General features: G+C 64.6%; 18 protein-coding genes and 5 tRNA genes. 3 read left to right on the plus strand and 20 right to left on the minus strand.

Annotated elements, in window-relative coordinates:
- The 20 genes from QYL93_RS11160 to QYL93_RS11255 form a co-directional block, all read right to left on the minus strand.
- Positions 1-2,292 (minus strand): ATP-binding protein, encoded by a 2,292-nt coding sequence (locus tag QYL93_RS11160; RefSeq protein WP_305743714.1) that lies wholly within the window; start codon positions 2,290-2,292, stop codon positions 1-3.
- The gene (locus QYL93_RS11165; protein WP_305743715.1) at positions 2,289-2,864 is read right to left on the minus strand and encodes a DUF4390 domain-containing protein; all 576 of its coding nucleotides are present in this window, start codon (positions 2,862-2,864) and stop codon (positions 2,289-2,291) included. The genes QYL93_RS11160 and QYL93_RS11165 overlap by 4 nt, the downstream gene beginning before the upstream one ends.
- Positions 2,865-2,904: 40 nt before the next feature.
- Positions 2,905-4,332 (minus strand): 16S rRNA (cytosine(967)-C(5))-methyltransferase RsmB, encoded by a 1,428-nt coding sequence (gene rsmB / locus QYL93_RS11170; protein ID WP_305743716.1) that lies wholly within the window; start codon positions 4,330-4,332, stop codon positions 2,905-2,907.
- Between the two features lie 70 nt (positions 4,333-4,402).
- Positions 4,403-4,951, minus strand: a complete 549-nt coding sequence (locus QYL93_RS11175) for a LemA family protein (RefSeq protein ID WP_305743717.1) — start codon at positions 4,949-4,951, stop codon at positions 4,403-4,405.
- A 250-nt stretch (positions 4,952-5,201) separates the two neighbouring features.
- Positions 5,202-9,449: a DNA-directed RNA polymerase subunit beta' gene (gene rpoC / locus QYL93_RS11180; RefSeq protein ID WP_305743718.1), complete on the minus strand. Its 4,248-nt coding sequence runs from the start codon at positions 9,447-9,449 to the stop codon at positions 5,202-5,204.
- 21 nt (positions 9,450-9,470) lie between these two features.
- Entirely contained in the window at positions 9,471-13,583 is a 4,113-nt protein-coding gene (gene rpoB / locus QYL93_RS11185) for a DNA-directed RNA polymerase subunit beta (protein WP_179682388.1), read from the minus strand.
- A gap of 265 nt (positions 13,584-13,848) precedes the next feature.
- Entirely contained in the window at positions 13,849-14,226 is a 378-nt protein-coding gene (gene rplL, locus QYL93_RS11190) for a 50S ribosomal protein L7/L12 (RefSeq protein ID WP_057199794.1), read from the minus strand.
- Between the two features lie 40 nt (positions 14,227-14,266).
- On the minus strand, positions 14,267-14,791 hold the full coding sequence (gene rplJ / locus QYL93_RS11195; protein WP_056165010.1) for a 50S ribosomal protein L10: 525 nt from the start codon (positions 14,789-14,791) through the stop codon (positions 14,267-14,269).
- Positions 14,792-15,029: 238 nt separating this feature from the next.
- Positions 15,030-15,725, minus strand: coding sequence for a 50S ribosomal protein L1 (gene rplA / locus QYL93_RS11200; RefSeq protein ID WP_057199792.1), 696 nt, complete (start codon positions 15,723-15,725; stop codon positions 15,030-15,032).
- Between the two features lies 1 nt (position 15,726).
- The gene (gene rplK / locus QYL93_RS11205) at positions 15,727-16,158 is read right to left on the minus strand and encodes a 50S ribosomal protein L11 (protein ID WP_057199791.1); all 432 of its coding nucleotides are present in this window, start codon (positions 16,156-16,158) and stop codon (positions 15,727-15,729) included.
- 119 nt (positions 16,159-16,277) lie between these two features.
- Positions 16,278-16,874, minus strand: coding sequence for a transcription termination/antitermination protein NusG (gene nusG, locus QYL93_RS11210; protein ID WP_179682389.1), 597 nt, complete (start codon positions 16,872-16,874; stop codon positions 16,278-16,280).
- Positions 16,875-16,878: 4 nt separating this feature from the next.
- A complete protein-coding gene (gene secE / locus QYL93_RS11215; RefSeq protein ID WP_305743719.1) occupies positions 16,879-17,262 on the minus strand; it encodes a preprotein translocase subunit SecE in 384 nt (127 codons plus the stop codon).
- Positions 17,263-17,351: 89 nt separating this feature from the next.
- Positions 17,352-17,427 (minus strand) — tRNA-Trp (locus tag QYL93_RS11220).
- Positions 17,428-17,436: 9 nt separating this feature from the next.
- Positions 17,437-18,627 (minus strand): elongation factor Tu, encoded by a 1,191-nt coding sequence (gene tuf / locus QYL93_RS11225; protein WP_179682390.1) that lies wholly within the window; start codon positions 18,625-18,627, stop codon positions 17,437-17,439.
- Between the two features lie 75 nt (positions 18,628-18,702).
- Positions 18,703-18,777, minus strand: a tRNA-Thr gene (locus QYL93_RS11230).
- Positions 18,778-18,841: 64 nt separating this feature from the next.
- Positions 18,842-18,915 (minus strand) — tRNA-Gly (locus QYL93_RS11235).
- Positions 18,916-18,984: 69 nt separating this feature from the next.
- Positions 18,985-19,070: transfer RNA gene (locus QYL93_RS11240), tRNA-Tyr, on the minus strand.
- Positions 19,071-19,458: 388 nt separating this feature from the next.
- Positions 19,459-19,800: a hypothetical protein gene (locus QYL93_RS11245; protein ID WP_305743720.1), complete on the minus strand. Its 342-nt coding sequence runs from the start codon at positions 19,798-19,800 to the stop codon at positions 19,459-19,461.
- A gap of 284 nt (positions 19,801-20,084) precedes the next feature.
- Positions 20,085-20,160: transfer RNA gene (locus QYL93_RS11250), tRNA-Arg, on the minus strand.
- Between the two features lie 67 nt (positions 20,161-20,227).
- Positions 20,228-20,878, minus strand: coding sequence for a TetR family transcriptional regulator (locus QYL93_RS11255; protein ID WP_305743721.1), 651 nt, complete (start codon positions 20,876-20,878; stop codon positions 20,228-20,230).
- 163 nt (positions 20,879-21,041) lie between these two features.
- Between QYL93_RS11255 and QYL93_RS11260 the strand changes: the two genes are divergently transcribed.
- Genes QYL93_RS11260 through QYL93_RS11270 form a run of 3 tightly spaced genes read left to right on the plus strand, consistent with a single transcriptional unit; the run spans position 21,042 to position 26,931 of the window.
- Entirely contained in the window at positions 21,042-22,346 is a 1,305-nt protein-coding gene (locus QYL93_RS11260; protein ID WP_370876966.1) for an efflux RND transporter periplasmic adaptor subunit, read from the plus strand.
- 9 nt (positions 22,347-22,355) lie between these two features.
- Positions 22,356-25,511, plus strand: coding sequence for an efflux RND transporter permease subunit (locus QYL93_RS11265; protein ID WP_305743722.1), 3,156 nt, complete (start codon positions 22,356-22,358; stop codon positions 25,509-25,511).
- A complete protein-coding gene (locus QYL93_RS11270) occupies positions 25,504-26,931 on the plus strand; it encodes an efflux transporter outer membrane subunit (RefSeq protein WP_305743723.1) in 1,428 nt (475 codons plus the stop codon). Before QYL93_RS11265 ends, QYL93_RS11270 begins: the two co-directional genes overlap by 8 nt.
- Positions 26,932-26,984 lie beyond the last annotated feature (53 nt).

Genomic DNA, 26,984 nt, shown 5'->3' on the forward strand with positions numbered 1-26,984 from the left:
TTATGCCGCCACCGCTGGTTCAGTGGCGAATGATAACGACACTTGGGCGCCCCGCACCACGCCATCTTCCATCCGGTTGGACAGGTCGATGCGTGCGCCGTGCTCATCGGCGATCTTTTTGACCACGGCGAGACCGAGCCCCGTGCCCCGCGGTTTGGTGGTGACATAGGGCTCGAAAGCGCGCTGCAGGATGTGTGCGGGAAAGCCGCTGCCGCTGTCCGAAACCGTCAGCCGCACGCGCCGCGAGGACTCGCTCCAGCGCGTGGCGATGCGCACGGCGGGCAGGTTTTCGGCCCCGGCGGCGCGTGCCTGCTCCGTCGCATCCTGCGCGTTCTGCAGCAGGTTGTGCACCACCTGGCGCAGTTGCTGGGCGTCTCCGGCAATGCTCGGACAGGACGGATCGAGCTCGGCTTTCACAGGGACGGTGGCGTTTTCCTCCCCATAGAGGTGCAGCACGTCGGTCACCAGCGCATTGATGTCCAGGGCATGCAGCTCGGCCGCCGGCAGGCGCGCGTAGTCGCGGAATTCGTTGACCAGGCGCTTCATCGCATCGACCTGCTCGACGATGGTCTTGACCGACTTGGCGAGCACGGCCTGCTCGCTCGCAGCCACCTTGCCGGTGAGCTTCATCTCCAGCCGTTCGGCCGACAACTGGATGGGGGTCAGGGGGTTCTTGATCTCGTGCGCAAGGCGCCGTGCGACCTCACCCCAGGCCTGCGCGCGCTGTGCAGAAACGATTTCAGAAATGTCGTCAAAAACCAACAGTCGGGTCGAATCGGGCAGTTCTGCCCCCCGCGCGATGATGCTCGTCGCATGCTGGCCGACTCCCGCGAGCGAGGCGTGCAGCTCGAACGGGTGCTGCCAGTGGTCCAGCCCGTGGTGGTCGCGCTCGCCCAGAAAGGCGGCGAACTGCTTCTGCACGGCGGCGGCAAAGTCGGCCAGGCCAGGCACCTCGGCCAGCGCCCGCCCTTCGAAGGCGGCCATGGGCGCGCGCAGGATGCGTGTGGCGCCGGGGTTGGACGAGCGGATGGCGCCCGCGCCATCGAGCACCATCACCCCGGCGGTCAGGTTGTCCAGGATGGTCTGCAGGTTGGCGCGCGCCGCATCCACCTCGCTCATGCTCTGCTCCACCGCGCCTCGGGCGTCGGCCAGTTGCTGGGTCATGAGCGCGAACGAGCGGGTCAGGCCGCCCAGCTCGTCCCTGCCTTGCAGGGCGGCCTTGGGGCTCAGGTTGCCGGCGGCCACCTCGCGCACCCCCTCCGCCAGCACCAGCAATGGCCGCACCAGCTGGTTGCCAAGCAGCACGGCCAGCAGCACGGCACCGAAGACGGCCAGGAACAGGCTCAGCGTGAGCGTGCCCACGTACATGCGCCGGAGGCCACCGCGCGCCAGGGCCCGCTCCTGGTACTCGCGGTTGGCCTCCTGCACGGCGATGGCGTTCTCCACCAGGGCCGGCGGCAGCATCAGCGTGGCCTGCAGGTAGCGCGGCTCGGCCAGCAGGCCCACCGTGGGGCTGCTGACCAGGGCGATGATCTTCACACGCGCGTTCTGCACGGCGGCCGGGTCGGCGATGTCGTCCAGCCCCTCGATCTGCGTCAGGGCACGCTGCTGGCGCACCGTGCGCAACAGCGGCACGCCGGGACGCTCGGGGTTAAGGCTGAAGCGGGACTGGCCGGCGCTGGCCACGGCCTGGCCGGCACTGTTCCAGAGGATGACGTCGGTGGCGCCCAACTGGTCGCGGATGCGCTCCAGCACCACGCCGGCAGAGGCGTCGGGGACCTGCGCCACCTGGGCACTGGCCGTGCGCGTCTTGGAGGCCATGTCGGTGGCCAGGGCATCGAGCGAGACACGCGCCAGGTTCACCCCGGCGGACAGCGCCCCCTCCACCTTCACGTCGAACCAGCTTTCAATGGAGCGGGTGACGAACTGGTAGGACACCACATAGATCAGCAAGCCAGGCACCAGGCCGACCAGCGCAAAGATGGCTGCCAGCTTCACCAGCAATCGGCTGCCGAAGCGACCCCGGCGCAGCCGCAGCCACAGGCGCACAGCCACCCAGCCCAGCACCGCGAGCAGCAACAAGGCCACCAGCACGTTCACGCCGAAGAGCCAGGCGTAGTTGCGTTCGTACAGGGCGCGGTTGTTGGTGGCCAGCGTCAGCAAGAAGAGCAGCACCAGCCCGATGGCGGACATGATGGCCGCCCCCACCCCCACGGCCCAGCGCACGGCGCGGGACTGGCGCGCCGCCAGATGCGCCGAGGCCGACGCAGGCGGCTTGGGGTCCGGTGTCACTTGGCGCCCTCCTGCAGCGCGAGGCGACCGGAGCGCGAGACGAGCAGGTTCCAGCCGGTCCGGCCCACGGCGCCGATCTGGAACGGACGGGGCAGCTGGGACATATCGAGCCTGAACTTGAACTGTATCGTATGGCCTGTATCTGCATCGATTGCAGCACTTTCTGCAATCTTCCAGCGCGAAACACGCTGCATGGCCGACAGGGCATCGTCCAGGTCATCGAAATTCTGGCCCAGCGCCACGCCCAGGCCGGTGTTGGTGAAGGGGGCGGTCGAGGTGCTCAGACGCCAGCGCCGGGTCAGGGGCTGGTAGCTCAGTCGCAGGTAGCGTGTGGCCTCGGCCACCTGGCGGTCGGACCAGTACCAGCGGTCGCGCATGACCTGCGCCTCCATCACGAAGAACATCGGGATGCCCTTGCGCAGGGCCTCCTCGGCCAGTTCGGGAAGGTCGAACTCCAGGCTGGTGCTCAGGTAGACGCCATCGTCCAGGCGCTGCAGGCGCAGCTCGGCCACCTCGCCGCGGTTGGCTTCTGCCTGGGCCGTCGGCACCCAGGACAGCAGGGTGATCAGCATCAAAAGCGCGCCAATCCAGAGCCAACGAGCCGCAAGGCGCTCAGTCGGTCGATTTTTGCAACAGTGCGTAAAAAAATCCGTCGTGATCACCGAATCGATTGTCCGGGACAGCCCCCTGCTTGTCCGCTGCGCGAGGGATTAAATGCCCGGGCGAGGGGAGCAAATGTGCATCTGTGTTGTGTGCAAGAAACGTTTGCACCTGCGCATCACCTTCGGCACGAAAGACGGAGCAGGTGCAGTACAGCAGCCGCCCACCGGGGGCGACCAGGGGCCACAGGCTGGCCAGCAACCGCTTTTGCAGGGCCGCGAGCTGGGCAATGTCCGTCTCGCGGCGCAGCCAACGCACGTCTGGGTGGCGGCGCACGATGCCCGAGGCGGTGCACGGTGCGTCGAGCAGGATGGCGTCGAACAGCGCCCCGCCATTGGCCGCCGGCCACCATGCTTCGGGCTGGGCGGCGTCGGCCACCAGCACCTGTGCCGCCAGGCCCAGGCGCGCGAGGGTCTGGTGGATGCGTTCAGCGCGCGTGGCGTCGATTTCCAGCGCAGTCACCTGCAGGGGCTCGCCCTCGCCAGCCATCTCCAGCAGGTGGGCGGTTTTGCCGCCGGGGGCGGCGCAGGCGTCCAGCACACGCAGGCTGCGCGTGCGGTCCATGCCCTGCAGCAGCAGCGGGGCGGCTTGCTGGGCGGCGGTGTCCTGTACCGACACCCGGCCAGCCGCAAAACCGGGCAGCGCCTGCACCGGCAGCGGCCGATGCAGGACCAGGCCCTCGGTGCCAATCGGATCGGCATCGGCCCCCATGGCGGCCAGCTCCTGCTGGTACTGCGCCTGGCTGCCCTGCAGGCGGTTCACACGCAGCGCCATCGGGGCGTGGGTGTTGTTGGCGTGCAGGATCTGCTCCCACTGCTGGGGATGGTCCTTCTGCAGGCGCTTGATCCACCACAGCGGGTGGTTCCAGCGGGCCACGGGGTCGGCATCGGTAGCCCCTACCAGCGCATCGCTTTCGCGCAGAAAGCGCCGCAGGCAGGCGTTGATGAAGGATGCCTGCGCATGCGTGGCCGGGTGCCGCTTGGCCGCTTCCACCGCCTGGTTGACCAGGGTGAAGGGTTCATAAGGCGCCTCGTCGGCGCGCCAGCACAGTGCCAGCGCGGTGCACAGCAGCGCGTCCGCATCGGGCGGCGGCGGCCGCTTGGCCAGTTGGCGCCGCAGCGCCTCGGCACGCCCCAGGTTGCGCAGCACCTGGAACAGCAGGGCTTGCACGCCGGGGCGCAGCGTGGTGCTGACCGCGTCCAGCGCGGCCGTGCCCGAGACACCATCGCGGATGGACTGGAGCACGCCGGCCACGGCGATGAGCTGCTGCCACAGTGCCAGCTGCTGCGCATCGCCTCCGCGGCCGGCACCGGCTTGCGCGGGGTTGCGATCAGGGCGCCGCCCTTCGGGCGCGGCAGGGTGGGAGGGGGCTGGATGCATGGTGGGTGCCTCGTGGTGCCGGCGCACAGGTGCGCTGGCGGTCAAAAGAAAGGGGGCCGGGGCGCGTTGATCACAGCCCCTTGGTGGCCTTGAAGCCGAAGATCCAGGCGAGCACACGGGCGGGAAACTGGTGAATGGCGGCGTCGTGCTGCCCGGCGGCATGGTTGATCACCTGCACGGCCAGATCGATCTGCGCGTGGTGCTCTTCCCAGCGGATGGCCCAGGGCGCCAGCATCTCCCGGGCTCCCGGGCCATCGGCCTCGGTGACCACGGTGCGCCAGGTGGCATCGAGCACGCTGCGCGCTGCGGTGAGCGCGGCCAGCGCATCGCGCTGCAGGGGCTGCGAGCGTGCCACGGCCAGCGACGCCCCCATCTGCGTGGTGGCGCCGCGCAGGGCGGCGATCTTGGCCGGGTCGAACACCGGGCGCTGCACCGGCGGCCCGGTGTCCGTGCTGCCGCTGGGCATGCCGGGGCCCACGCTGTGGCCCTGGACCGCGTCGAACTCGCCCAGCAGCGCAATCAGGCGCACCAGGTGGGCATCCACGGCACCAAAGGCCTGGACCACGGAGGAGCGCAACCGCGTCAGCCGGTTGTAGGCCCCCAGGGCCCAGAACAGCATGATGGCGACAAGAATCCAGAAAAGAGGCGATGACCACATACGCATGGCCTGGGGCGTGCGCTGCAAGCGCAGCCCGCGGCCGAGAAAGAGGGAACAGGGAAAAATCGGAGCGCTCGACCGCTCCAGTAAAAACGCTCCCGACCTGTCCAGGGACAGGGCGGGAGCGCATCAAGGCCCGGGGTTGCGCCGAACCAGGACCCCGTGCGCCGCGCATTGCATCGCTGGGTCCTTGTCCGGTGCCGCCTGGCTATCAGTCTGCGGAAGCGTCCGTGGCAGTGGTGGTGCTGCTGCCTTCGACTTCCGTGGCATCGTCCGACGACGAGGACGCAGCCATTTCAGCGGCTTCGGCTTCGGCGATGGCGCGGCGCTCGGCGTCGTCCATGGCGTCCTTGGCCTTGCGTGCCTGGTGGTAGGCCATGCCGGTACCGGCAGGGATCAGGCGACCCACGATCACGTTTTCCTTCAGGCCACGCAGCTCGTCGCGCTTGCCCATGATGGCAGCCTCGGTGAGCACGCGGGTGGTTTCCTGGAAGGAAGCCGCCGAGATGAACGAGTCGGTGGACAGCGATGCCTTGGTGATACCGAGCAGCAGGTTGCTGTAGGTCGCAGGGATCTTGCCTTCGGACTGCAGTGCATCGTTGGTGTTCAGGATCTCGGAACGCTCGACCTGCTCGCCACCGATGTAGTTCGACTCGCCGGTGTTCTCGACCACGACGCGGCGCAGCATCTGGCGAACGATCACCTCGATGTGCTTGTCGTTGATCTTCACACCCTGCAAGCGGTACACGTCCTGCACTTCATCGACGATGTAGCGCGACAGCTCTTCGATGCCCAGCAGGCGCAGGATGTCCTGCGGGTCGGCCGGACCGTCGACGATGGACTCGCCCTTGTTCACCACCTGGCCTTCGTGCACCAGGATGTTCTTTTCCTTGGGCACGAGTTCTTCGAACACGTGGCCTTCGGGATCGGTGATCTGCAGGCGGACCTTGCCCTTGGTTTCCTTGCCGAACGACACGGTGCCGGTCATCTCGGCCAGCGTGCCCTTGTCCTTCGGCGTGCGGGCTTCGAACAGCTCGGCCACGCGGGGCAGACCGCCGGTGATGTCGCGGGTCTTCTGGCCTTCGACCGGAATACGCGCCAGCACTTCGCCGGGGCCCACGTCCTGGCCGTCACGCACCTGGATGAGCGAACCGATCTGGAAGCCGATGGTCACCGAGTGGTCGGTGCCAGGGATCTTCACTTCGTTGTTCTGCGCATCGATCAGCTTGACCTGCGGACGCACGACCTTGGCGGCGCCACGGCGCTTGGGATCGATCACCACCAGGGTGGACAGACCGGTCACTTCGTCGAGCTGCTTGGCAACCGTGAGGCCTTCTTCGACGTTCTCGAACTTCACCTGGCCGGCGAACTCGGTAATGATCGGGCGGGTCAGCGGATCCCAGTTGGCCAGGATGGTGCCGGCCTTGACGGTCTGGTCGGCCTTCACCGTCAGCAGGGCGCCGTACGGCACCTTGTGGCGCTCGCGCTCGCGGCCATGCTCGTCATGGATGATGATCTCACCCGAACGCGCAATCACCACCAGCTCGCCCTTGGTGTTGCTCACGTAGCGCATCGTGGCGTTGAAGCCGATCACGCCGTTGGACTTGGCTTCCACGCTCGAAGCGATGGCAGCACGCGATGCGGCACCACCGATGTGGAACGTGCGCATGGTCAGCTGCGTGCCGGGTTCACCGATGGACTGGGCAGCGATCACACCCACGGCTTCGCCGAGGTTGATCAGGCCGCCGCGGCCCAGATCTCGGCCATAGCATCGGGCGCACAGGCCGTAGCGGGTTTCGCAGGTCAGTGCCGTGCGCACCTTCACCTCGTCCACGCCAGCCGCTTCCATTTCCTCGATGAGGTCTTCTTCCAGCATCACGCCGGCAGGCACCAGCACCGAACGGTTCTCGGGGTGCAGCACGTCTTCGGCAGCGGTACGGCCCAGGATACGGTCGCGCAGCGATTCGATCACTTCACCGCCTTCAACGATGGCGCGCATCAGCGACCCATTGGAAGTGCCGCAATCCTCTTCGGTCACGACCAGATCCTGCGTCACGTCCACCAGGCGGCGCGTCAGGTAGCCGGAGTTGGCCGTCTTCAGCGCCGTGTCGGCCAGACCCTTACGGGCACCGTGGGTGGAGATGAAGTACTCCAGCACGTTCAGGCCTTCGCGGAAGTTCGCGGTGATGGGCGTCTCGATGATCGAGCCGTCAGGCTTGGCCATCAGGCCCCGCATGCCGGCCACCTGGCGGATCTGGGCGGCAGAGCCGCGGGCGCCGGAGTCGGCCATCATGTAGATGGAGTTGAAGGACTCCTGGTCCACTTCCTTGCCGTGGCGGTCGATGACCTTCTGCTTGGACAGCTGGGCCATCATCACCTTGGACACTTCGTCGCCGGCCTTGCCCCAGATGTCCACCACCTTGTTGTAGCGCTCGCCAGAGGTCACCAGACCCGAGACGTACTGCTGCTCGATCTCTTTGACTTCCTTCTCCGAGCGCTCGATGATGCCGGCCTTCTGGGGCGGCACCAGCATGTCGTCGATGCAGATGGAAATGCCGGCGCGCGTGGCCAGGCGGAAACCGTTTTGCAGCAGCTTGTCGGCGAACACCACCGTTTCCTTGAGACCGCACTTGCGGAAGGAAACGTTGATGAGCTTGGAGATTTCCTTCTTCTTCAGGGCCTTGTTGATGTTCGAGAACGGCAGGCCCTTGGGCAGGATCTCGGACAGCAGGGCACGGCCGGTGGTGGTTTCCACCATCTTGACCTCGGGCACGAACTCGCCGGTGTCCTTGTTCTTGGTCCACTCGGTCAGGCGCACGTTGATGCGCGTGGCCAGCTCGACCTCGCCCGCGTCGAACGCGCGCTGCACTTCACCGGTGTCGGCGAAGATCAGGCCTTCGCCCTTGGCGTTGATGCGGTCACGGGTGGCGTAGTACAGGCCCAGCACCACGTCCTGCGAAGGAACGATAGAAGGCTCGCCCGAAGCGGGGAACAGCACGTTGTTGGAGGCCAGCATCAGCGTGCGGGCTTCCATCTGCGCTTCCACCGACAGCGGGACGTGGACGGCCATCTGGTCACCGTCGAAGTCGGCGTTGAAGGCCGCGCAGACGAGGGGGTGCAGCTGGATGGCCTTGCCTTCGATCAGGATGGGCTCGAACGCCTGGATGCCCAGGCGGTGCAGCGTAGGTGCACGGTTGAGCATCACCGGGTGTTCCTTGATGACCTCTTCCAGGATGTCCCACACCACCGGCGTGCCAGATTCGACTTCCTTCTTGGCGGCCTTGATCGTCGTCGCAATGCCCATGGCTTCCAGGCGCGAGAAGATGAAAGGCTTGAACAGCTCCAGGGCCATCAGCTTGGGCAGACCGCACTGGTGCAGCTTGAGCGTTGGGCCCACGGTGATCACGGAACGACCGGAGTAGTCCACGCGCTTGCCCAGCAAGTTCTGGCGGAAACGGCCGGACTTGCCCTTGATCATGTCGGCCAGCGACTTCAGGGCACGCTTGTTGGCACCCGTCATGGCCTTGCCACGGCGGCCGTTGTCCAGCAGCGAATCCACGGCTTCCTGCAGCATCCGCTTTTCGTTGCGGGCGATGATTTCAGGGGCCTTCAACTCCAGCAGGCGGCGCAGGCGGCTGTTGCGGTTGATAACGCGGCGGTACAGGTCGTTCAGGTCGGACGTGGCGAAGCGGCCGCCGTCCAGCGGCACCAGCGGACGCAGGTCCGGTGGCAGCACGGGCAGCACTTCGAGCACCATCCACTCGGGCTTGATGCCCGACTTCTTGAACGCTTCGAGCACCTTCAGGCGCTTGGCGTTTTTCTTGACCTTGACTTCCGAGCCGGTCAGGTCGCCGCGCAGGCGTTCGATCGACAGGTCGATGTCGATGGATTCCAGTAGGTCCTTGATGCCTTCGGCGCCCATCTTGGCGATGAACTCGTCACCGTATTCCTTGCGCTTGGCGTCGTAGTCGTCCTCGGACATGATGCTGAACTTCTTCAGCGGGGTCATGCCGGGGTCGGTCACCACGTAGGCTTCGAAGTACAGCACGCGTTCGATGTCGCGCAGCGTCATGTCGAGCACCAGGCCCAGGCGCGATGGCAGCGACTTCAGGAACCAGATGTGCGCGCAGGGCGCGGCCAGGTCGATATGGCCCATGCGCTCGCGGCGCACCTTGGTCTGCGTGACTTCAACGCCGCACTTCTCGCAGATCACGCCGCGGTGCTTGAGGCGCTTGTACTTGCCGCACAGGCATTCGTAGTCCTTGATGGGACCGAAGATCTTGGCGCAGAACAGGCCGTCGCGCTCGGGCTTGAACGTGCGGTAGTTGATGGTCTCGGGCTTCTTCACTTCACCGAAAGACCACGAACGGATCTTTTCGGGCGAAGCCATGCCGATGCGGATGGCATCGAAGTGCTCATCCGGCGTGAATTGCTTGAACAGGTCGAGTAGCGATTTCATAGTGACTCTTTCCTTTTCCGCTTAGGAGCGTTCCAGCTCGATATCAAGGCCCAGCGAACGGATTTCCTTGACCAGCACATTGAACGATTCCGGCATGCCGGCTTCGATCGCGTGTTCACCCTTGACGATGGACTCGTACACCTTGGTACGGCCCACCACGTCGTCGGACTTGACGGTGAGCATTTCCTGCAGGACGTAGGCTGCACCGTAGGCTTCCAGCGCCCACACTTCCATTTCCCCGAAACGCTGGCCACCGAACTGGGCCTTGCCGCCCAGCGGCTGCTGCGTGACCAGGGAGTACGGGCCCGTGGAACGGGCATGCATCTTGTCGTCCACCAAGTGGTGCAGCTTCAGGTAGTGCATGTAGCCGATGGTGGTGGGACGCTCGAAGCGGTCACCCGTGCGGCCATCGTGCAGGTAGGCCTGCGTGCGCGTAGGCGTCAGGCCCTTGCGCTCGGCGATGTCGTCGGGGTAGGCCAGCTTGAGCATGTCCATGATTTCTTCTTCCGAAGCACCATCGAACACAGGGGTCGCGTAAGGCACGCCAGCGGTCAGATGCCCGGCCATGGCCAGCACGTCTTCGTCGGTCAGCTGCGACAGGTCTTCCTTGCGGCCGCGGGAGTTGTACACCTCTTCGAGGAAGGTACGCATCTCGGAGGCCTTGGCTTCCTGCTGCAGCATGTCGCCGATGCGCTGGCCAATGCCCTTGCCGGCCCAGCCCAGATGGACTTCGAGCACCTGCCCGATGTTCATCCGCGAAGGCACGCCCAGCGGGTTCAGCACGATGTCGGCAGGGGTGCCGTCGGCCATGTAGGGCATGTCTTCGACCGGAACGATCTTGGACACCACACCCTTGTTGCCGTGGCGGCCGGCCATCTTGTCACCCGGCTGCAGGCGGCGCTTGACGGCCAGGTAGACCTTGACCATCTTGAGCACGCCAGCGGGCAGCTCGTCGCCTTGCGTGAGCTTCTTGCGCTTTTCCTCGAAAGACAGGTCGAAGCTGTGGCGCGTCTGCTCCAGGGCGTTCTTGATGCTTTCGAGCTGGGTGGCGACTTCGTCTTCCGCAGGGCGGATGTCAAACCAGTGGAACTTCTCGACCGAAGCCAGGTAGGCCTTGTCGATCTTCGTGCCCTTGGCCAGCTTCTGCGGGCCGCCATTGGCCACGCGGCCATTGAGCAGCTTCTCGATACGGTCGAAGGCGTCGGCCTCGACGATGCGCAGCTGGTCGTTCAGGTCCAGGCGGAAGCGCTTGAGTTCATCGTCGATGATCTGCTGGGCGCGCTTGTCGCGCTGGATGCCTTCGCGGGTGAACACCTGCACGTCGATCACGGTGCCTTGCGAGCCCTGGTCCACGCGCAGCGAGGTGTCCTTCACGTCGGACGCCTTCTCGCCGAAAATGGCGCGCAAGAGCTTCTCTTCAGGCGTGAGGGTGGTCTCGCCCTTGGGCGTGACCTTGCCCACCAGCGTATCGCCGGGTTGCACTTCGGCGCCCACGTAGATGATGCCGGACTCGTCCAGGCGGTTCAGTTGCTGCTCCGACAGGTTCGGAATGTCGCGCGTGATTTCTTCCGCACCGAGCTTCGTGTCGCGGGCCATGACCACCAGTTCCTCGATGTGGATCGAGGTGTAGCGGTCTTCGGACACCACGCGTTCGGAGATCAGGATCGAATCTTCGAAGTTGTAGCCGTTCCAGGGCATGAAGGCGATCAGCATGTTCTGGCCGATGGCGATTTCGCCGAAGTCCGTCGATGCGCCGTCGGCAATCACGTCACCCTTGACCAGTGCATCGCCCTTCTTGACGATGGGGCGCTGGTGGATGTTGGTGTTCTGGTTGGAACGCTGGTACTTGATGAGGTTGTAGATGTCCACACCCACTTCACCGGCAACAGCTTCCACGTCGTTCACGCGCACCACGATGCGCGTGGCATCCACGTAGTCCACGATACCGCCACGGGTGGCCGTGACCACGGTGCCGGAGTCGACAGCGGCCACGCGCTCGATGCCCGTGCCCACCAGGGGCTTCTCGGGGCGCAGCACGGGCACGGCCTGGCGCGACATGTTGGCGCCCATCAGCGCGCGGTTCGCATCGTCGTGCTCCAGGAACGGAACCAGCGAGGCAGCCACCGACACGATCTGTGCGGGCGACACGTCCATGTACTGCACGCGGTCTGCGCCACAGAGGATGGATTCACCCTTTTCACGGGCAGACACCAGATCGCCCGTCAGGCGGCCGTCCTTGTCGAGCAGGGCGTTGGCCTGCGCGATCACGTACTTGCCTTCTTCGATGGCCGACAGGTAGTCGATCTCGTTCGTGACTTTGGCGTCCACCACGCGACGGTACGGGGTTTCGATGAAACCGTACTCGTTCAGGCGGGCATACAGGGCCAGCGAGTTGATCAGGCCGATGTTCGGGCCTTCAGGCGTTTCGATAGGGCAGACGCGGCCGTAATGGGTTACGTGCACGTCGCGCACTTCGAAGCCTGCGCGTTCGCGGGTCAGACCACCCGGGCCCAGTGCGGAAACACGGCGCTTGTGCGTGATTTCGGCGAGCGGGTTGGTCTGGTCCATGAACTGCGACAGCTGCGAGGCACCGAAGAATTCCTTCAGCGCGGCCGAGATCGGCTTGCTGTTGATCAGGTCGTGGGGCATCAGCGGCTCTTGCTCGGCCTGGCCCAGACGCTCCTTCACAGCCTTCTCGATACGTGCCAGGCCGGTGCGGTACTGGTTTTCGGCCAGTTCGCCCACGCAGCGCACGCGGCGGTTGCCCAGGTGATCGATGTCATCGACTTCGCCGTTGCCGTTGCGCAGGTCCACCAGGATCTTGACCACGGCCAGGATGTCCTCGTTGGACAGCACCATGGGGCCGGTGGATTCGTCGCGGCCGATCTTGGCGTTGAACTTCATGCGGCCCACGCGCGACAGGTCGTACGTGTCCGGGTTGTAGAACAGGCGCTGGAACAGGGCCTGCACGGCGTCTTCGGTCGGCGGCTCGCCGGGGCGCATCATGCGGTAGATGGCCACGCGGGCAGCGAACTCGTCCACCGTTTCGTCGATGCGCAGGGTCTGCGACATGTACGCGCCCTGGTCGAGTTCATTGGTGTAGATGCACTGCACGTCCTGGATGCCGGCCACGCGCAGCTTCTTGAGCAGCGCTTCGGTCAGCTCGTCGTTGGCCTTGGCGATGATTTCGCCGGTGTCCGTATCGACGATGTTGCGGGCCACCACGCGGCCGATCAGGAAGTCTTCGGGCACGCTGATGTGCGTGGTGCCGGACTGCTCCAGTTCACGGGTGTGGCGTGCGGTGACGCGCTTGTCCTTGGCGACCACGACCTTGCCCGACTTGTCGGTGATGTCGAAACGCGCCACTTCGCCGCGCAGGCGCTCGGACACGAATTCCATCTGCGCACCGCTGTCCATGATGCGGAAGTTGTCGTTCACGAAGAAGTTCGCGAGGATGGACTCGGGGTTCAGGCCAATGGCCTTGAGCAGGATCGTGACCGGCATCTTGCGGCGACGGTCCACGCGGAAGTACAGGATGTCCTTGGGGTCGAACTCGAAGTCCAGCCAGGAGCCGCGGTAGGGGATGATGCGCGCGGAGAACAGCAGCTTGCCCGAGCTGTGCGTCTTGCCCTTGTCGTGTTCGAAGAACACGCCAGGCGAGCGGTGCAGCTGCGAGACGATCACGCGTTCCGTGCCGTTGATGATGAAGGAGCCCTTTTCGGTCATCAGGGGCACTTCGCCCATGTAGACCTCTTGTTCCTTGACTTCCTTGACCACCTTGGACTGCGACGTCGAGGACTCGCGGTCATAGATGATGAGCTGCACCTTGGCGCGCACGGCCGAGGCGAAGGTCAGACCACGGGTCTGGCACTCGCGCACGTCGAAAGCCGGCTTGGCCAGGTTGTACTCGATGAATTTCATCTCCACAAAACCGTTGTGCGAGACGATGGGGAAGGCAGCGTCAAAGGCAGCCTGCAGACCTTCAATGGTGCGTTTTTGCGGTGCTTTATCAGCCTGCAGGAAGGCGGTGTATGCGTCCTTCTGCATCTGCAGCAGATAAGGAACTTCCAGCACGCTGTCGCGGCTGCCGAAACTTTTGCGGATTCGCTTGCGTTCGGTATAGGAATAGGCCATGAGATCTCCGGGCAAAGACATGAGTCCTGGGTCTTCGACGACTGACCCGCAAAGGCTCTCCTCCTTGCGGGCTTGGCGGTTGGCCACTACCAACCATGGCGGACGGCGATGCGTTGCACATCACCCGAACCAAGGTATCTTCTGCTGTCGGGGTTGTCAGAAGACACTCGAAAACCGCTTTCTTGGTGCGGCTTTCGGGTGCGCTCTGAAAGCACCAAAGGCTGGAGGCCCGCGAGGAGCACTCCAGCCCTTGAAGGGGACTGAATTACTTCAGTTCAGCCTTGGCACCGGCTTCCACCAGCTTCTTGACTGCTGCTTCGGCGTCGGCCTTGGCAATAGCTTCCTTGACGTTCTTTGGAGCGCCGTCCACCAGGTCCTTGGCTTCCTTGAGGCCCAGGCCGGTGATTTCGCGCACAGCCTTGATCACGGAAACCTTGTTGGCGCCGGCTTCGAGCAGGACCACGTTGAATTCCGTTTGCTCTTCAGCTGCTGCAGCACCGCCGCCGCCGCCGCCGGCAGCAGGAGCTGCCATGGCAGCTGCGCTCACGCCAAACTTCTCTTCAATGGCCTTCACCAGGTCATTGAGTTCCAGAACCGTCATGCTGTCCAGAGCGGTCAAAAATGCGTCTTTATCGAATGCCATTTTTATTTCCTAACAATTTTGTTGGTTATCCATCGGGCCATCAGGCCGCGACAGGTTCGGCGGCCGTTTCGGCAGCGCCTTCGCCTTTTTTGGCCGCCAGCGCGCCCAGCACAACGGCCGTACGCGACATGGGGGACATAAGCAAGCCACAAATCTGAGCCAACAGGACTTCCTTGGAAGGAATGTTGGCCAGTTGCTTAACGCCGTTGACATCCAGGGCTTTGCCACCGAAAGCGCCACCACGAATCACCAACTTGTCGTTGGTCTTCGCGAAATCGGCCACCACCTTGGCGGCGGCCACAGCGTCTTCGGAGAAGCCGTAGATCAGCGGGCCGGTCATCTGGTCAGCCACCACGTCAAATGCGCTGCCTGCTACAGCACGGCGGGCCAGGGTGTTCTTCAGAACACTCAAGGTCACGCCCTTGCTGCGAGCATCAACACGCAGTTTGGTCATGTCGGCGACCGTGATGCCACGGTATTCCGCGATCACAAGCGTTTGAGCTTTAGCGGCGAGGCTGGTCACTTCACTGATGACCGCTTCTTTCTCACTGCGATTAAGACTCAAGGTCTACTCCTTAAAATGCGCACTCGGCGGTTGCCTCGTGCACGCTCTTGTTGCAGCGACCAACTGTTCAGGAAAGTTTTCCATCTGCAGCGGGATCGCCATCTGCGTTGGCGTCTCTGTGTCTTTAAGCGCGACGGGATCGCGCACCAACGGTCTTGGATGGCCTGTGGCTACCGAAGCAGCCCCAGCCCACCACATCGGGCCTGCCCGTGAAGGCTGGCCCGAAGATTTCTTGCAATTACGCTGCGATGGTCTGCGTATCCACGCGGACACCCAGGCCCATCGTGGAAGACACTGCCACCTTGCGCAGGTACACACCCTTGCTGGTTGCAGGCTTGGCCTTGGTCAGGGCTTCGATCAGTGCAGCCAGGTTGCCTTGCAGCTTGTCGTTGTCGAACGAGCGGCGGCCGATCGTGCTGTGCACGATACCGGCCTTGTCGACGCGGAACTGCACTTGACCCGCCTTGGCGTTCTTCACAGCCGTAGCGACGTCAGGCGTCACGGTGCCCACCTTGGGGTTGGGCATCAGGCCACGTGGGCCCAGGATCTGGCCCAGCGTACCCACGACGCGCATGGCATCAGGGGCAGCGATCACCACGTCGAAGGGCATGTCGCCGGCCTTGACCATGGCGGCCAGGTCGTCCATACCGACGATGTCGGCACCAGCAGCCTTGGCTTCTTCAGCCTTGGCGCCTTGGGCGAACACGGCCACGCGGGTCGTCTTGCCGGTACCGTTGGGCAGCACCACGGCGCCGCGAACCACCTGGTCGGACTTCTTGGCATCGATGCCAAGTTGAACGGCCACATCGATGGATTCGTCGAACTTGGCCGTAGCGGCTTCCTTGACGATCACGACTGCATCGGCGAATGCGTACAGCTTGTTGCTGTCGACTTTGCCTTGCAGGGCTTTTTGCTTCTTGGTCAGCTTGGCCATATTACAAACCCTCCACCGTCACGCCCATCGAGCGTGCAGAGCCAGCCAGCGTGCGCACAGCGGCGGCTACGTTGGCGGCGTTCATGTCCTTCATCTTGGTCTTGGCGATCTCTTCGAGCTGTTCGCGCGTGATCTTGCCGACCTTGGTCTTCAGCGGGTTCGCAGAACCCTTGTCGAGCTTGATGGCCTTCTTGATCAGTGTCGTCGCAGGCGGCGTCTTGATGATGAAGGTGAAGCTCTTGTCTGCGAAAGCCGTGATGACCACGGGCAATGGCAGGCCTGGCTCAACGCCTTGGGTCTGCGCATTGAATGCCTTGCAGAACTCCATGATGTTGAGACCACGTTGACCCAGTGCTGGGCCGATCGGTGGGGATGGATTGGCCTTACCAGCTGGAACTTGCAGCTTGATAAAACCGACGATTTTTTTCGCCATGCTTTACTCCTTGCGGGTGATAACGCCTTGGCCTTGCGGCCTGAGCTCCCCGGGGTTAACGACTCGACAACACTTTCATCCGCACCGAGCCGAAAGGTGCGGCATCCAAACCTTGAAGCTCAGGTCTTTTCGACCTGGCCGAATTCGAGCTCCACCGGGGTGGAGCGGCCGAAGATCATGACGGACACCCGCACACGGCTCTTCTCGTAGTTGACTTCTTCCACCGAGCCATTGAAGTCGGTGAACGGGCCTTCCTTGACGCGCACCAGTTCGCCCACCATGAACTCCACCTTGTGGCGGGGCTTCTCGGTGCCTTCCTGCATCTGGCTGACGATCTTCTGCACTTCGTCTTCCGAGATGGGGGCGGGACGGTTCTTGGCACCGCCCACGAAGCCCGTGACCTTGTTGGTGTGCTTCACCAGGTGCCAGGTATCGTCGTCCATGACCATTTCGACGAACACATAGCCCGGGAACAGTCGGCGCTCGGTGGTCTTGCGCTGGCCGTTCTTCATTTCCACGACTTCTTCGGTGGGAACGAGGATGCGGCCGAACTTGGTCTCCATGCCCGAACGGCCGATGCGCTCCACAATGTTGCGCTCGACCGCTTTTTCCATGCCCGAGTAGGCATGAACGATGTACCAGCGCAGATCGGGATTCGATGGCGCGGCGGGTGCCAGAGCCTCGGCTCCGGTGGTGTCCACAGGGGTACTTGTCATGGCGTTACTTCCTCCAGCCCAAAACGAGGTCGTACAGAAGCCATTCGAGGGTCTTGTCGGTGAACCACAGGAAAAGCGCCATGATGACGACAAACGCAAACACGTAGGCCGTCATCTGCAAGGTCTCCTTGCGGGTGGGCCAGACGACCTTCTTGACTTCGCGCCAGGCTTCGCGCGCAAACGCGACAAACTGCCGGCCTGGCTCGGACACCAGAAACACGGCAGCGGCAGCAATCAGTCCGACGATCAGTGCGGCCCACTGGGCAATCGCACCCTGCTTGCTCAGCAAGTAAAAGCCAGCGACCGATGCAATGACCAGCGCAGCCACAGCAGCGAGCTTGGCTTTGTCAGCACCGGTATTGACGGTTTCAACCTGGGAAGTGGCCATGTGTATTGTTTCCTGCTCCGATTCGCGGCGTCGCCCAAGACGCCGAAGCCCGCCAGGGTCTGGCGGGCTTGTTGGGGGCCACATTCAAGTGGCAGGGGCAGTAGGAATCGAACCTACAACCTTTGGTTTTGGAGACCAACGCTCTGCCAATTGAGCTATACCCCTATAACCTTATTAGGCGATGATCTTGGCCACGACGCCGGCGCCGACGGTCCGGCCGCCTTCACGGATGGCGAAGCGCAGACCTTCTTCCATGGCGATGGGGTTGATCAACTTCACAGTGATCGACACGTTGTCGCCTGGCATGACCATTTCCTTGTCCGCTGGCAGCTCGATGGCGCCGGTGACGTCGGTCGTGCGGAAGTAGAACTGGGGACGGTAGTTGTTGAAGAACGGGGTGTGGCGGCCGCCTTCGTCCTTGCTCAGCACATACACTTCAGCCGTGAAGTGGGTGTGTGGCTTGATCGAGCCGGGCTTGCACAGCACTTGGCCGCGTTCCACGTCTTCACGCTTGGTGCCGCGCAGCAGCAGGCCAACGTTGTCACCAGCCTGGCCTTGGTCCAGCAGCTTGCGGAACATTTCCACGCCGGTGCAGGTGGTCTTGACGGTGTCCTTGATGCCGACGATTTCGATTTCTTCGCCGACCTTGACGATACCGCGCTCGATACGGCCGGTCACCACGGTGCCGCGGCCAGAGATCGAGAACACGTCTTCCACGGGCATCAGGAAGGCGCCGTCCACAGCGCGCTCTGGCGTGGGGATGTAGTTGTCCAGTGCGTCGGCCAGCTTCATGATGGCTTCTTCACCCAGGGCACCCTTGTCGCCTTCCAGGGCGAGCTTGGCGGAACCGCGAATGATCGGGGTGTCGTCGCCTGGGAAGTTGTACTTGTCCAGGAGTTCGCGCACTTCCATTTCGACGAGTTCGAGCAGCTCTTCGTCGTCGACCATGTCGCACTTGTTCAGGAACACGATGATGTAAGGAACACCCACCTGGCGGGCCAGCAGGATGTGCTCACGGGTCTGGGGCATGGGGCCGTCGGCGGCCGAGCACACCAGAATGGCGCCGTCCATCTGGGCAGCGCCGGTGATCATGTTCTTCACATAGTCGGCGTGGCCTGGGCAGTCCACGTGGGCGTAGTGGCGGTTGGCCGTTTCGTATTCCACGTGCGCGGTGTTGATCGTGATGCCGCGGGCCTTTTCTTCAGGTGCTGCGTCGATCTGGTCGTATGCCTTGGCTTCGCCGCCGAACTTGGAAGACAGCACCGTGGCGATGGCCGCCGTCAGGGTCGTCTTGCCATGGTCCACGTGGCCGATCGTGCCCACGTTGACGTGAGGCTTCGTGCGCTCGAATTTACCTTTTGCCATTTTTCCGACTCCGAAAAAAATCTACAACTACACAACAAGGTTTCGGCACAACCTGAAGCGGATGCACCTGAATTTTGGTGCCCATGGCGGGAATCGGACCCGCGACCTCTCCCTTACCAAGGGAGTGCTCTACCACTGAGCCACATGGGCAATTGAAACTGCTTTCGCAGCATCAAAAGACTTCTACTTCTCAACCAACCAGCAAACCGAACAATGGAGCGGGAGACGGGAATCGAACCCGCGTCATTAGCTTGGAAGGCTAGGGTTCTACCATTGAACTACTCCCGCACTGCCAACTGGCCCTGCGACCCCAACCCCGCAAAGGGCCTGCCGCAACCTGCTTTCATTTTCTTCTACTGGTGGAGGGGACTGGATTCGAACCAGTGTAGGCGTAAGCCAACAGATTTACAGTCTGCCCCCTTTAGCCACTCGGGCACCCCTCCGGAGAATTTCGAATTATAGCACTGAATTTTTGCACTTCGCAAAAGTGCCTGCCGAAAAATTCCAAACGCTACTTTTCATCCCGAACATTCCGCCGCACTTCTTGCGAGAGCACCTGCGTTTTTGTCCGAGACTTCGATTCTATGCCACCCACGGATGCCCTGGCGCCAGCCTGAGGCTTTCTGCACTAAAAAAATACCGCACCTGCGCCGAGGTCCATACGGCACTCTCGTCTCGCCGCCGGCGCCACAGAGCCGGCCAGCGACCTCGGGTGTGGCACGCGCGGATGCTACCCTCCAAGCCAAGGACCAGGGCCGCAACGCCACCGTCGCGTCATAACGCCGGTGCCCGAGCAGGCCGGCGAGCGCTGCGCACCGCCGCATGCCTACCTCATCTGCGGTCATCCACCACATTGAACTCGAAGCGGAACTGCACCGCCACTTTCTCGGGTAGCGTGACCACGACACGCGTCTCCTGCGGATGAAGCACCGTGCCGCCATCGGCCACGACGGCACCGTGGGCCACGGTCAGCGCCTCGTCCTTGCTGGTCGCGGTGCGGCGCGTGGCCTCCCAGCCAAACTGCCCTGGCCGCAGCTTCTGGCGCTGCACCCAAGCCCAGATCGCCACGATCTCGGCATCCACCTCGGCCTGCAGGGCCCGTGGTGTCTGGGCCTGGCCGGAAAACTCGTAACGGTCCTCACGGAGGACCCATTTGAATAGCAGATGCGACATGGGGGAGAAGATGTTGTTCCAGGGTTGTGCTGCGACCATCCACATCAGCACGATGATGCGGCCTTTGCAGGCGGCGTCAGGAGCGAAGGCAATGGACGGAAAGTGGCGGCACGGCACTGCGCCAAGCACATGGCCCGGCGGTAATCAGCACGAACAGGGTCCAACACGGCCCGGCACCGAAGACGCGAAGCCACACCAATGCAAGCATGGGTGCGCTCCGCAGCGCTGGGGTCAGATGGAGGGAGCACGCTCGCGTGTACATCCAGGTTCATTCCGGAAGATGGTGGTGCGGCTGGCGGGGATCGAACCCACGACCCTTGGCTTCGGAGGCCAATACTCTATCCACTGAGCTACAGCCGCATGCGTGTAGCTTTGGATTATCGCATGCAGCAGGACCCCATCGGCACAAGCCGCCCCGGCGTGCCGCTCATGGCTTGTCCAGAGGTGGCGCAGATGCCCCGAGAACCAGACCCAGCCCGGAGATGAAGGCATCGGTACAGACCCGGCCGATGCCGACGAGATCGAACACACCGTTGGAGAGGATCCAGTTCTGGATCAGGCCATCGAACAGCGCGTGCAGCCCTATGGCCGCTCCCATCGGCGATACAGGCATGGCCGCGTGCTGGGCCTGGGCCGCCAGCTCGAAGTCGCGGGCCAACTGGCGGATGAACCCATCGCTGGCGGCCAGGTGGCGCTCGCGCACCGCCACCAGCTCGCCCACATATTCCACCTTGTGCATGGCGATCTCGAACACCCGGCGCGTGCGCTCGTCCGAGGCCACGCTTTCCAGCACCAGGGCCATCACGGCACGCAGGCGCTGCAGCGGATCGGGGCAGACACTGGCCTCGAACTCGCCATAGCCCTGCTCCAGCGGCAGGGTCACCCGGTCCATCATGGCGTTGAAGAGATCGACCTTGTCCTTGAAGTGCCAATAGATGGCCCCCCGGGTCGTGCCGGCGGCCAGGGCGATATCGCTCAGGGATGCGCGAGACACCCCCTTGTCGTAGAACACTTTCTCCGCCGCATCGATCAGGCCGTTGCGCGTGGCAATCGCGTCCTCTTTGGTTCTGCGCACCATGGGTACAGCCTCTCATTCCGTGCAAATTTGCGGGCGGCCAGGGGTGGGCGCCGCCTCTATTATACATCCATGGTTGTATGTATAATTGTTCTTCTATTGGTAGAAACTCTTAGTCGCCGACGCAAATTGCTGGTCGGCGGTGCCTGCCGTGACCATCCCGTTGATGCCCAACACAAGGACTCCCATGCCTCGCCTGCGTGACCCCTCTCCCCGCATTGCGCGCATCCCTGCCCTGCAGCGGATGCTGCCAGTGGCCGCCCTGTGCGCCGTTGCCGTCTTTCTCGCCGCGTGCGGCAAGTCCGATGCCCCGGCCGCAGCCGGCGGCGCCCCCAAGATGCCACCCGTGGAGGTGGGCGTGGTGGTTGCCACACCGGGCGATGTGGGCCTGATCACCGAGCTGCCCGGCCGAGTGGAAGCCTCGCGCGTTGCCCAGGTGCGTGCACGGGCCGCCGGCATCCTGCTGCAGCGCCAGTTCCGCGAAGGCAGCGACGTGAAGGCGGGCCAGCCCCTGTTCCGCATCGACCCGGCCACCTACGCGGCGGCCGCCGACAGCGCAAAGGCCAGCCTGGCCAAGGCCGAGGCCAACCTGGCCCAGGCCACGGCCACGGTGGAGCGCTACCGCCCCCTGGTCGCCGCCAACGCCATCAGCAAGCAGGATTTCGTGAACGCCGAAGCCACCCAGAAGCAGGCCCAGGCAGACGTGGAGGCCGGCCGCGCAGCCACGCGCACCGCGGGCATCAACCTGGGTTACGCCAGCGTGACGGCCCCCATCTCCGGGCGCATCGGTCGCGCCCTGGTGACCGAAGGCGCGCTGGTGGGCCAGGGCGAAGCCACGCCGCTGGCCATCATCCAGCAGATCGATCCGGTGTACGTGAACTTCACCCAGTCGGCCACCGACGTGTTCCAGCTGCGCCGCGCCATGGAAAACGGCCAGCTCAAGCGCGCCGGCGGCGAAGCGGCCAGCGTGAAGCTGCTGCTCAGCGATGGCTCGGCGTACGCACACCCCGGCAAGCTGTTGTTCTCGGACCTGTCGGTCGATGCCAGCACCGGCCAGGTCACGCTGCGCGCCGAAGTGCCCAACCCCAAGGGCGAGCTGCTGCCTGGCCTGTACCTGCGCGTGCAGATCGAACAGGCCCAGGCCAGCAACGCCATCACCCTGCCCCAGCAGGCCGTGACGCGCACCCAGCAGGGCGACACGGTGAGCGTGGTCGGCGACGACGGCAAGATCAGCCCGCGCAGCGTGAAGATCAGCGCCGCGCAGAACAACCGCTGGGTGGTGCTCGACGGCCTCAAGGCCGGTGAGAAGGTCATGGTCGACGGCTTCCAGAAGCTGCAGATGCTGCCCCCGGGCACGCCCGTGAAACCTGTCCCATGGCAGGCTGCCGGCGCCGCGCCCGCCGCGGCCCCTGCCGCCGCAGCAGCGCCCGGTACGGCACCCGCCGCCTCCGCAGCCGCAACGAAGCCATAAGGGGCATCCATGGCCAAGTTCTTTATCGACCGCCCGATCTTCGCGTGGGTGATCGCGCTGTTCATCATGGTGATGGGCGGCGTGGCGATCACGCAGCTGCCGATCGCGCAGTACCCGCCGGTGGCACCGCCATCGATCGTCATCAACGCCGCCTACCCCGGCGCATCGGCGCAGACGCTGGAGGACAGCGTGCTGTCCGTCATCGAACGCGAGATGAACGGCTCACCCGGCCTGATCTACATGGAGTCCGTGGCCCAGGCCGATGGATCCGGCAGCATCACGCTGAGCTTCCAGCCCGGCACCAATGCCGAGCTGGCGCAGGTGGACGTGCAGAACCGCCTCTCGCGCGCCTCGCCACGGCTGCCCTCGGCCGTGACGCAGCAGGGCGTGCGCGTGGACAAGTCGCGCTCCAACTTTCTGTTGTTCACGATGCTCTCGTCGACCAACCCGAAGATGGACACTGTGGCCCTGGGCGACTATGCCTCGCGCAACATCGTGCCCGAGCTGCAGCGCCTCCCCGGCATCGGCCAGGCGCAGCTGTTCGGCACCGAACGCTCCATGCGCATCTGGATCGATCCGGCCAAGATGGTCAGCTTCAACCTGTCATCGGCGGAGATCACGGCCGCCATCCGCGCGCAAAACGCGCAGGTGGCCAGCGGCACCATCGGTGACCTGCCCAACGTGGCCGGCCAGGGCATTGCCGCCACGGTGGTGGTCAACGGCCAGCTGTCCAGCGTCGAACAGTTTGGCGCCATTGTGCTGCGCGCCAACCCCGACGGCTCCACCGTGCGCCTCAAGGACGTGGCGCGCGTGGAACTCGGTGGCCAGTCCTATTCCACCTCGGCCCGCCTGAACGGCAAGCCCGCCGTGGGTATCGGCGTGCAGCTGTCCCCGAGCGGCAATGCGCTGGAGGCCGCCAAGGCCGTGCGCGTGAAGATGGACGAACTGGCCCGCTTCTTCCCTGAAGGCACGGAATGGAGCATCCCCTACGACAGCTCGCGCTTCGTGGACATCTCCATCACCCAGGTGGCCATCACGCTGCTGGAAGCCGTGGCCCTGGTGTTCCTGGTGATGTTCCTGTTCCTGCAGAACTGGCGCTACACCATCATCCCGACCATCGTGGTGCCCATCGCCCTGCTGGGCACGTTCGCCACGCTGCTGGCCCTGGGTTTTTCGATCAACGTGCTGACCATGTTCGGCATGGTGCTGGTGATCGGCATCGTGGTGGACGATGCCATCGTGGTGGTGGAGAACGTCGAGCGCATCATGAGCGAGGAAGGCCTGCCGCCGCTGGAAGCCACCCGCAAGGCCATGCGCCAGATCTCGGGCGCCATCATCGGCGTGACCGTGGTGCTGATCTCGGTGTTCGTGCCGCTGGCCTTCTTTGCAGGCTCCACCGGCAACATTTACCGCCAGTTTTCGGCGGTGATGGTGACCTCCATCGCATTCTCGGCTTTCATGGCACTGTCGCTCACGCCAGCCCTGTGCGCCACGCTGCTCAAACCGGTGGAAGCCGGCCACCACCATGAAAAGCGCGGCTTCTTCGGCTGGTTCAACCGCGGTTTCTCACGCACCGCCAAGGGCTATGAAGGCGTGGTATCGCGCATCCTGAAGAAGGCCGCGCGCTACCTGGTCATCTACGCCGCCATCGTCGGGGCCGTGGCGGTCGTTTACATGCGCCTGCCCACTTCGTTCCTACCAGGTGAAGACCAGGGCAACATCATCGTCAACGTGCAGTTGCCGCCAGGCGCCACGCAGGAGCGCACGCTGGCCGTGATGCAACAGGTCGAGGAATTCATCCTCAAGCAACCCGAGGTGCAGAGCATGGTCGGCGTGCTGGGCTTCAGCTTCTCCGGCCAAGGCCAGAACGCGGCGCTCGCTTTCGTGACCTTGAAGGACTGGAAGGAGCGCCACGCCCCTGGCCAGTCGGCCCAGGACCTGGCCGGCCGCGCCTTCGGCGGGCTGATGGGCATCCGCGATGCCTTCATCTTCCCGCTGAGCCCCCCGCCCATCCCCGAGCTGGGCAATGCCAGCGGTTTCTCGTTCCGCCTGCAGGACCGCAGCGGCGCCGGGCACGAAGCCCTGATCAACGCCCGCAACCAGTTGCTGGGCATGGCATCGCAGAGCAAGGTGATCACCCAGGTGCGCCCCGACGGCCTGGAAGACGCGCCGCAGCTGCAGATCGAGATCGACCGCGACAAGGCCAACGCCCTGGGCGTGCCGTTCGACGCGATCAACTCGGCGCTGTCCACAGCCCTGGGCTCCACCTACGTGAACGACTTCCCGAACCAGGGCCGTCTGCAGCGCGTGGTGGTGCAGGCCGACGCACCGGCACGCATGCAGCCCGACGATCTGCTCAAGATCAACGCCACCAACAGCCAGGGCAAGCCCGTACCGCTGTCGGCCTTTGCCAGCACGCGCTGGGTCAAGGGCGCCCAGCAGACGGTGCGCTACAACGGCTACCCTGCCGTGCGCATCTCGGGCTCACCCGCTCCCGGCATGAGCACCGGCGCAGCCATGGCCGAGATGGAAAAGCTCGCGGCCCAGTTGCCCGCAGGCTTTGGCTACGAGTGGACGGGCCAGTCCCGCGAAGAAAAGCTCGCCGGCTCGCAGTCGCTGATCCTGTACAGCTTTGCCATCCTGGCGGTGTTCCTGTGCCTGGCCGCACTGTACGAGAGCTGGTCGATCCCGCTGGCCGTGATCCTGGTCGTGCCGCTGGGTGTGCTGGGCGTGCTGCTGGCCACCCTGCTGCGCGGCTATGCGAACGACGTGTACTTCCAGGTGGGGCTGATCACCATCATCGGCCTGTCCGCCAAGAACGCCATCCTGATCATCGAGTTCGCAAAGGACCTGCAGGCGCAGGGCAAGGGCGTGATCGAGTCGGCACTGGAGGCCGCTCATCTGCGCTTCCGGCCCATCGTGATGACGTCCCTGGCCTTCGGCTTGGGCGTGGTGCCATTGGTCATCGCCTCGGGCGCGGGCTCGGCGAGCCAGCGCGCCATCGGCACCGGCGTGCTGGGCGGCATGATCACCGGCACGGCACTGGCCGTGTTCTTCGTGCCCGTGTTCTTCGTGGTGGTGCGCAGCCTGTTCAAGGGCAGCGCACGCCAGCAGGAGATGAACCGCCGCCACGCAGAAGAAGCAGGAGTTGGAACCCATGATTGACCGCCGTACCCCCCTGGCCCTGGCCGCAGCCGCCGCGCTGCTGCTCTCGGGCTGCTCCTTCATCCCCACCTACGAGCGCCCTGCGGCGCCCGTACCCGGCACCTACGCCGCGGGCGCGGCCACGCCTGCCGGCGCCGCCACCGCGGCCGCCGTGCCCTGGAAGGACTACTTCGCCGATCCGCGCCTGCAGACCCTGATCGGCGCAGCGCTGGCCAACAACCGCGACCTGCGCGTGGCCGCGCTCAACATCGAGCAGGCGCGTGCACAGTTCCAGATCCGCAGGGCCGACCAGTTCCCCAGCGTGGGCCTGGGCGCCAACGCCAGCCGGGGGCCCTCGGCCTCCAATGGCGACCTGACCAACTCGTTCAGCGTGGGCCTGGCCCTCTCGGCCTGGGAGATCGACTTCTTCGGCCGCATCGCCAGCCTCAAGGAACAGGCGCTGGCGCAGTACCTGGCCAGCGAGGAAGGCCGCAACGCCGCCCAGGTCAGCCTGGTGGCTGGCGTGGCCAACGGCTGGCTCACACTGCTGGCCGACGAAGAGCTGCTCAAGCTGTCGCGCCGCACCCTGACCTCGCGCGAGGAATCGGTGCGCCTCACGCGCCTGCGCCTGGATGCCGGCGTGGCCTCGGAACTCGACTTCCGCCAGGCCGAATCGCTGACGCAGGCCGCGCGCGCCACCCTGGCGCAACAGCAGCGCCAGCGTGCGCTGGACGAGAACGCGCTGGCCCTGCTGCTCGGTCAGCCGGTGCCGGCCGATGTGCTGGCCAGCCTGGCGGGCAGCACACTGGCCAATGCGCCGGCCATGTCCGCCCTGCCTGCCGGCCTGCCGTCGGAGCTGCTCACGCAGCGCCCCGACATCCGCCAGGCCGAACAGCAGTTGATCGCGGCCAACGCCAACATCGGCGCTGCGCGCGCTGCGTTCTTCCCCCGCATCTCGCTGACGGCGCAGGCCGGCACGGCCAGCGGCGAGCTCTCGGGCCTGTTCAAGAGCGGCTCCTGGGGCTTCACCCTCGCGCCGTCGCTGCTGCTGCCGATCTTCGACGCGGGCCGCAACCAGGCCAACCTGCAGAGTTCGCAGGCCTCGCGCAGCATTGCCGTGGCGCAGTACGAGAAGGCCATCCAGACGGCGTTCCGCGAAGTTTCAGACGCGCTGGCCGGCCAGTCCACCCTGGCCGAGCAGTCCGACGCCCAGCAGCGCCAGGCCGAGGCCGAAGAGGCCCGCCTGCGCCTGGCCGACCTGCGCTACCGCAACGGCGTCTCCAGCTACCTGGACCTGCTCGATGCCGAGCGCTCCCTTTTCGCCACCCAGCAAGGTGTGGTGCAGGTGCGACTGGCCCAGCTGCAGAACCAGGTGCTGCTGTACAAGGCCCTGGGCGGCGGCGGCACGGCCGAGCCGCCCCCCGTGGCGGCAGGCTCCTGAGCCCCTTCGGGCGGCCCACTGCCTGCGGCAGTGGGCCGCCCGGAAATGTTTTC

It is taken from the genome of Acidovorax sp. A1169 (assembly GCF_030704685.1).
Lineage (GTDB): Bacteria > Pseudomonadota > Gammaproteobacteria > Burkholderiales > Burkholderiaceae_C > Acidovorax.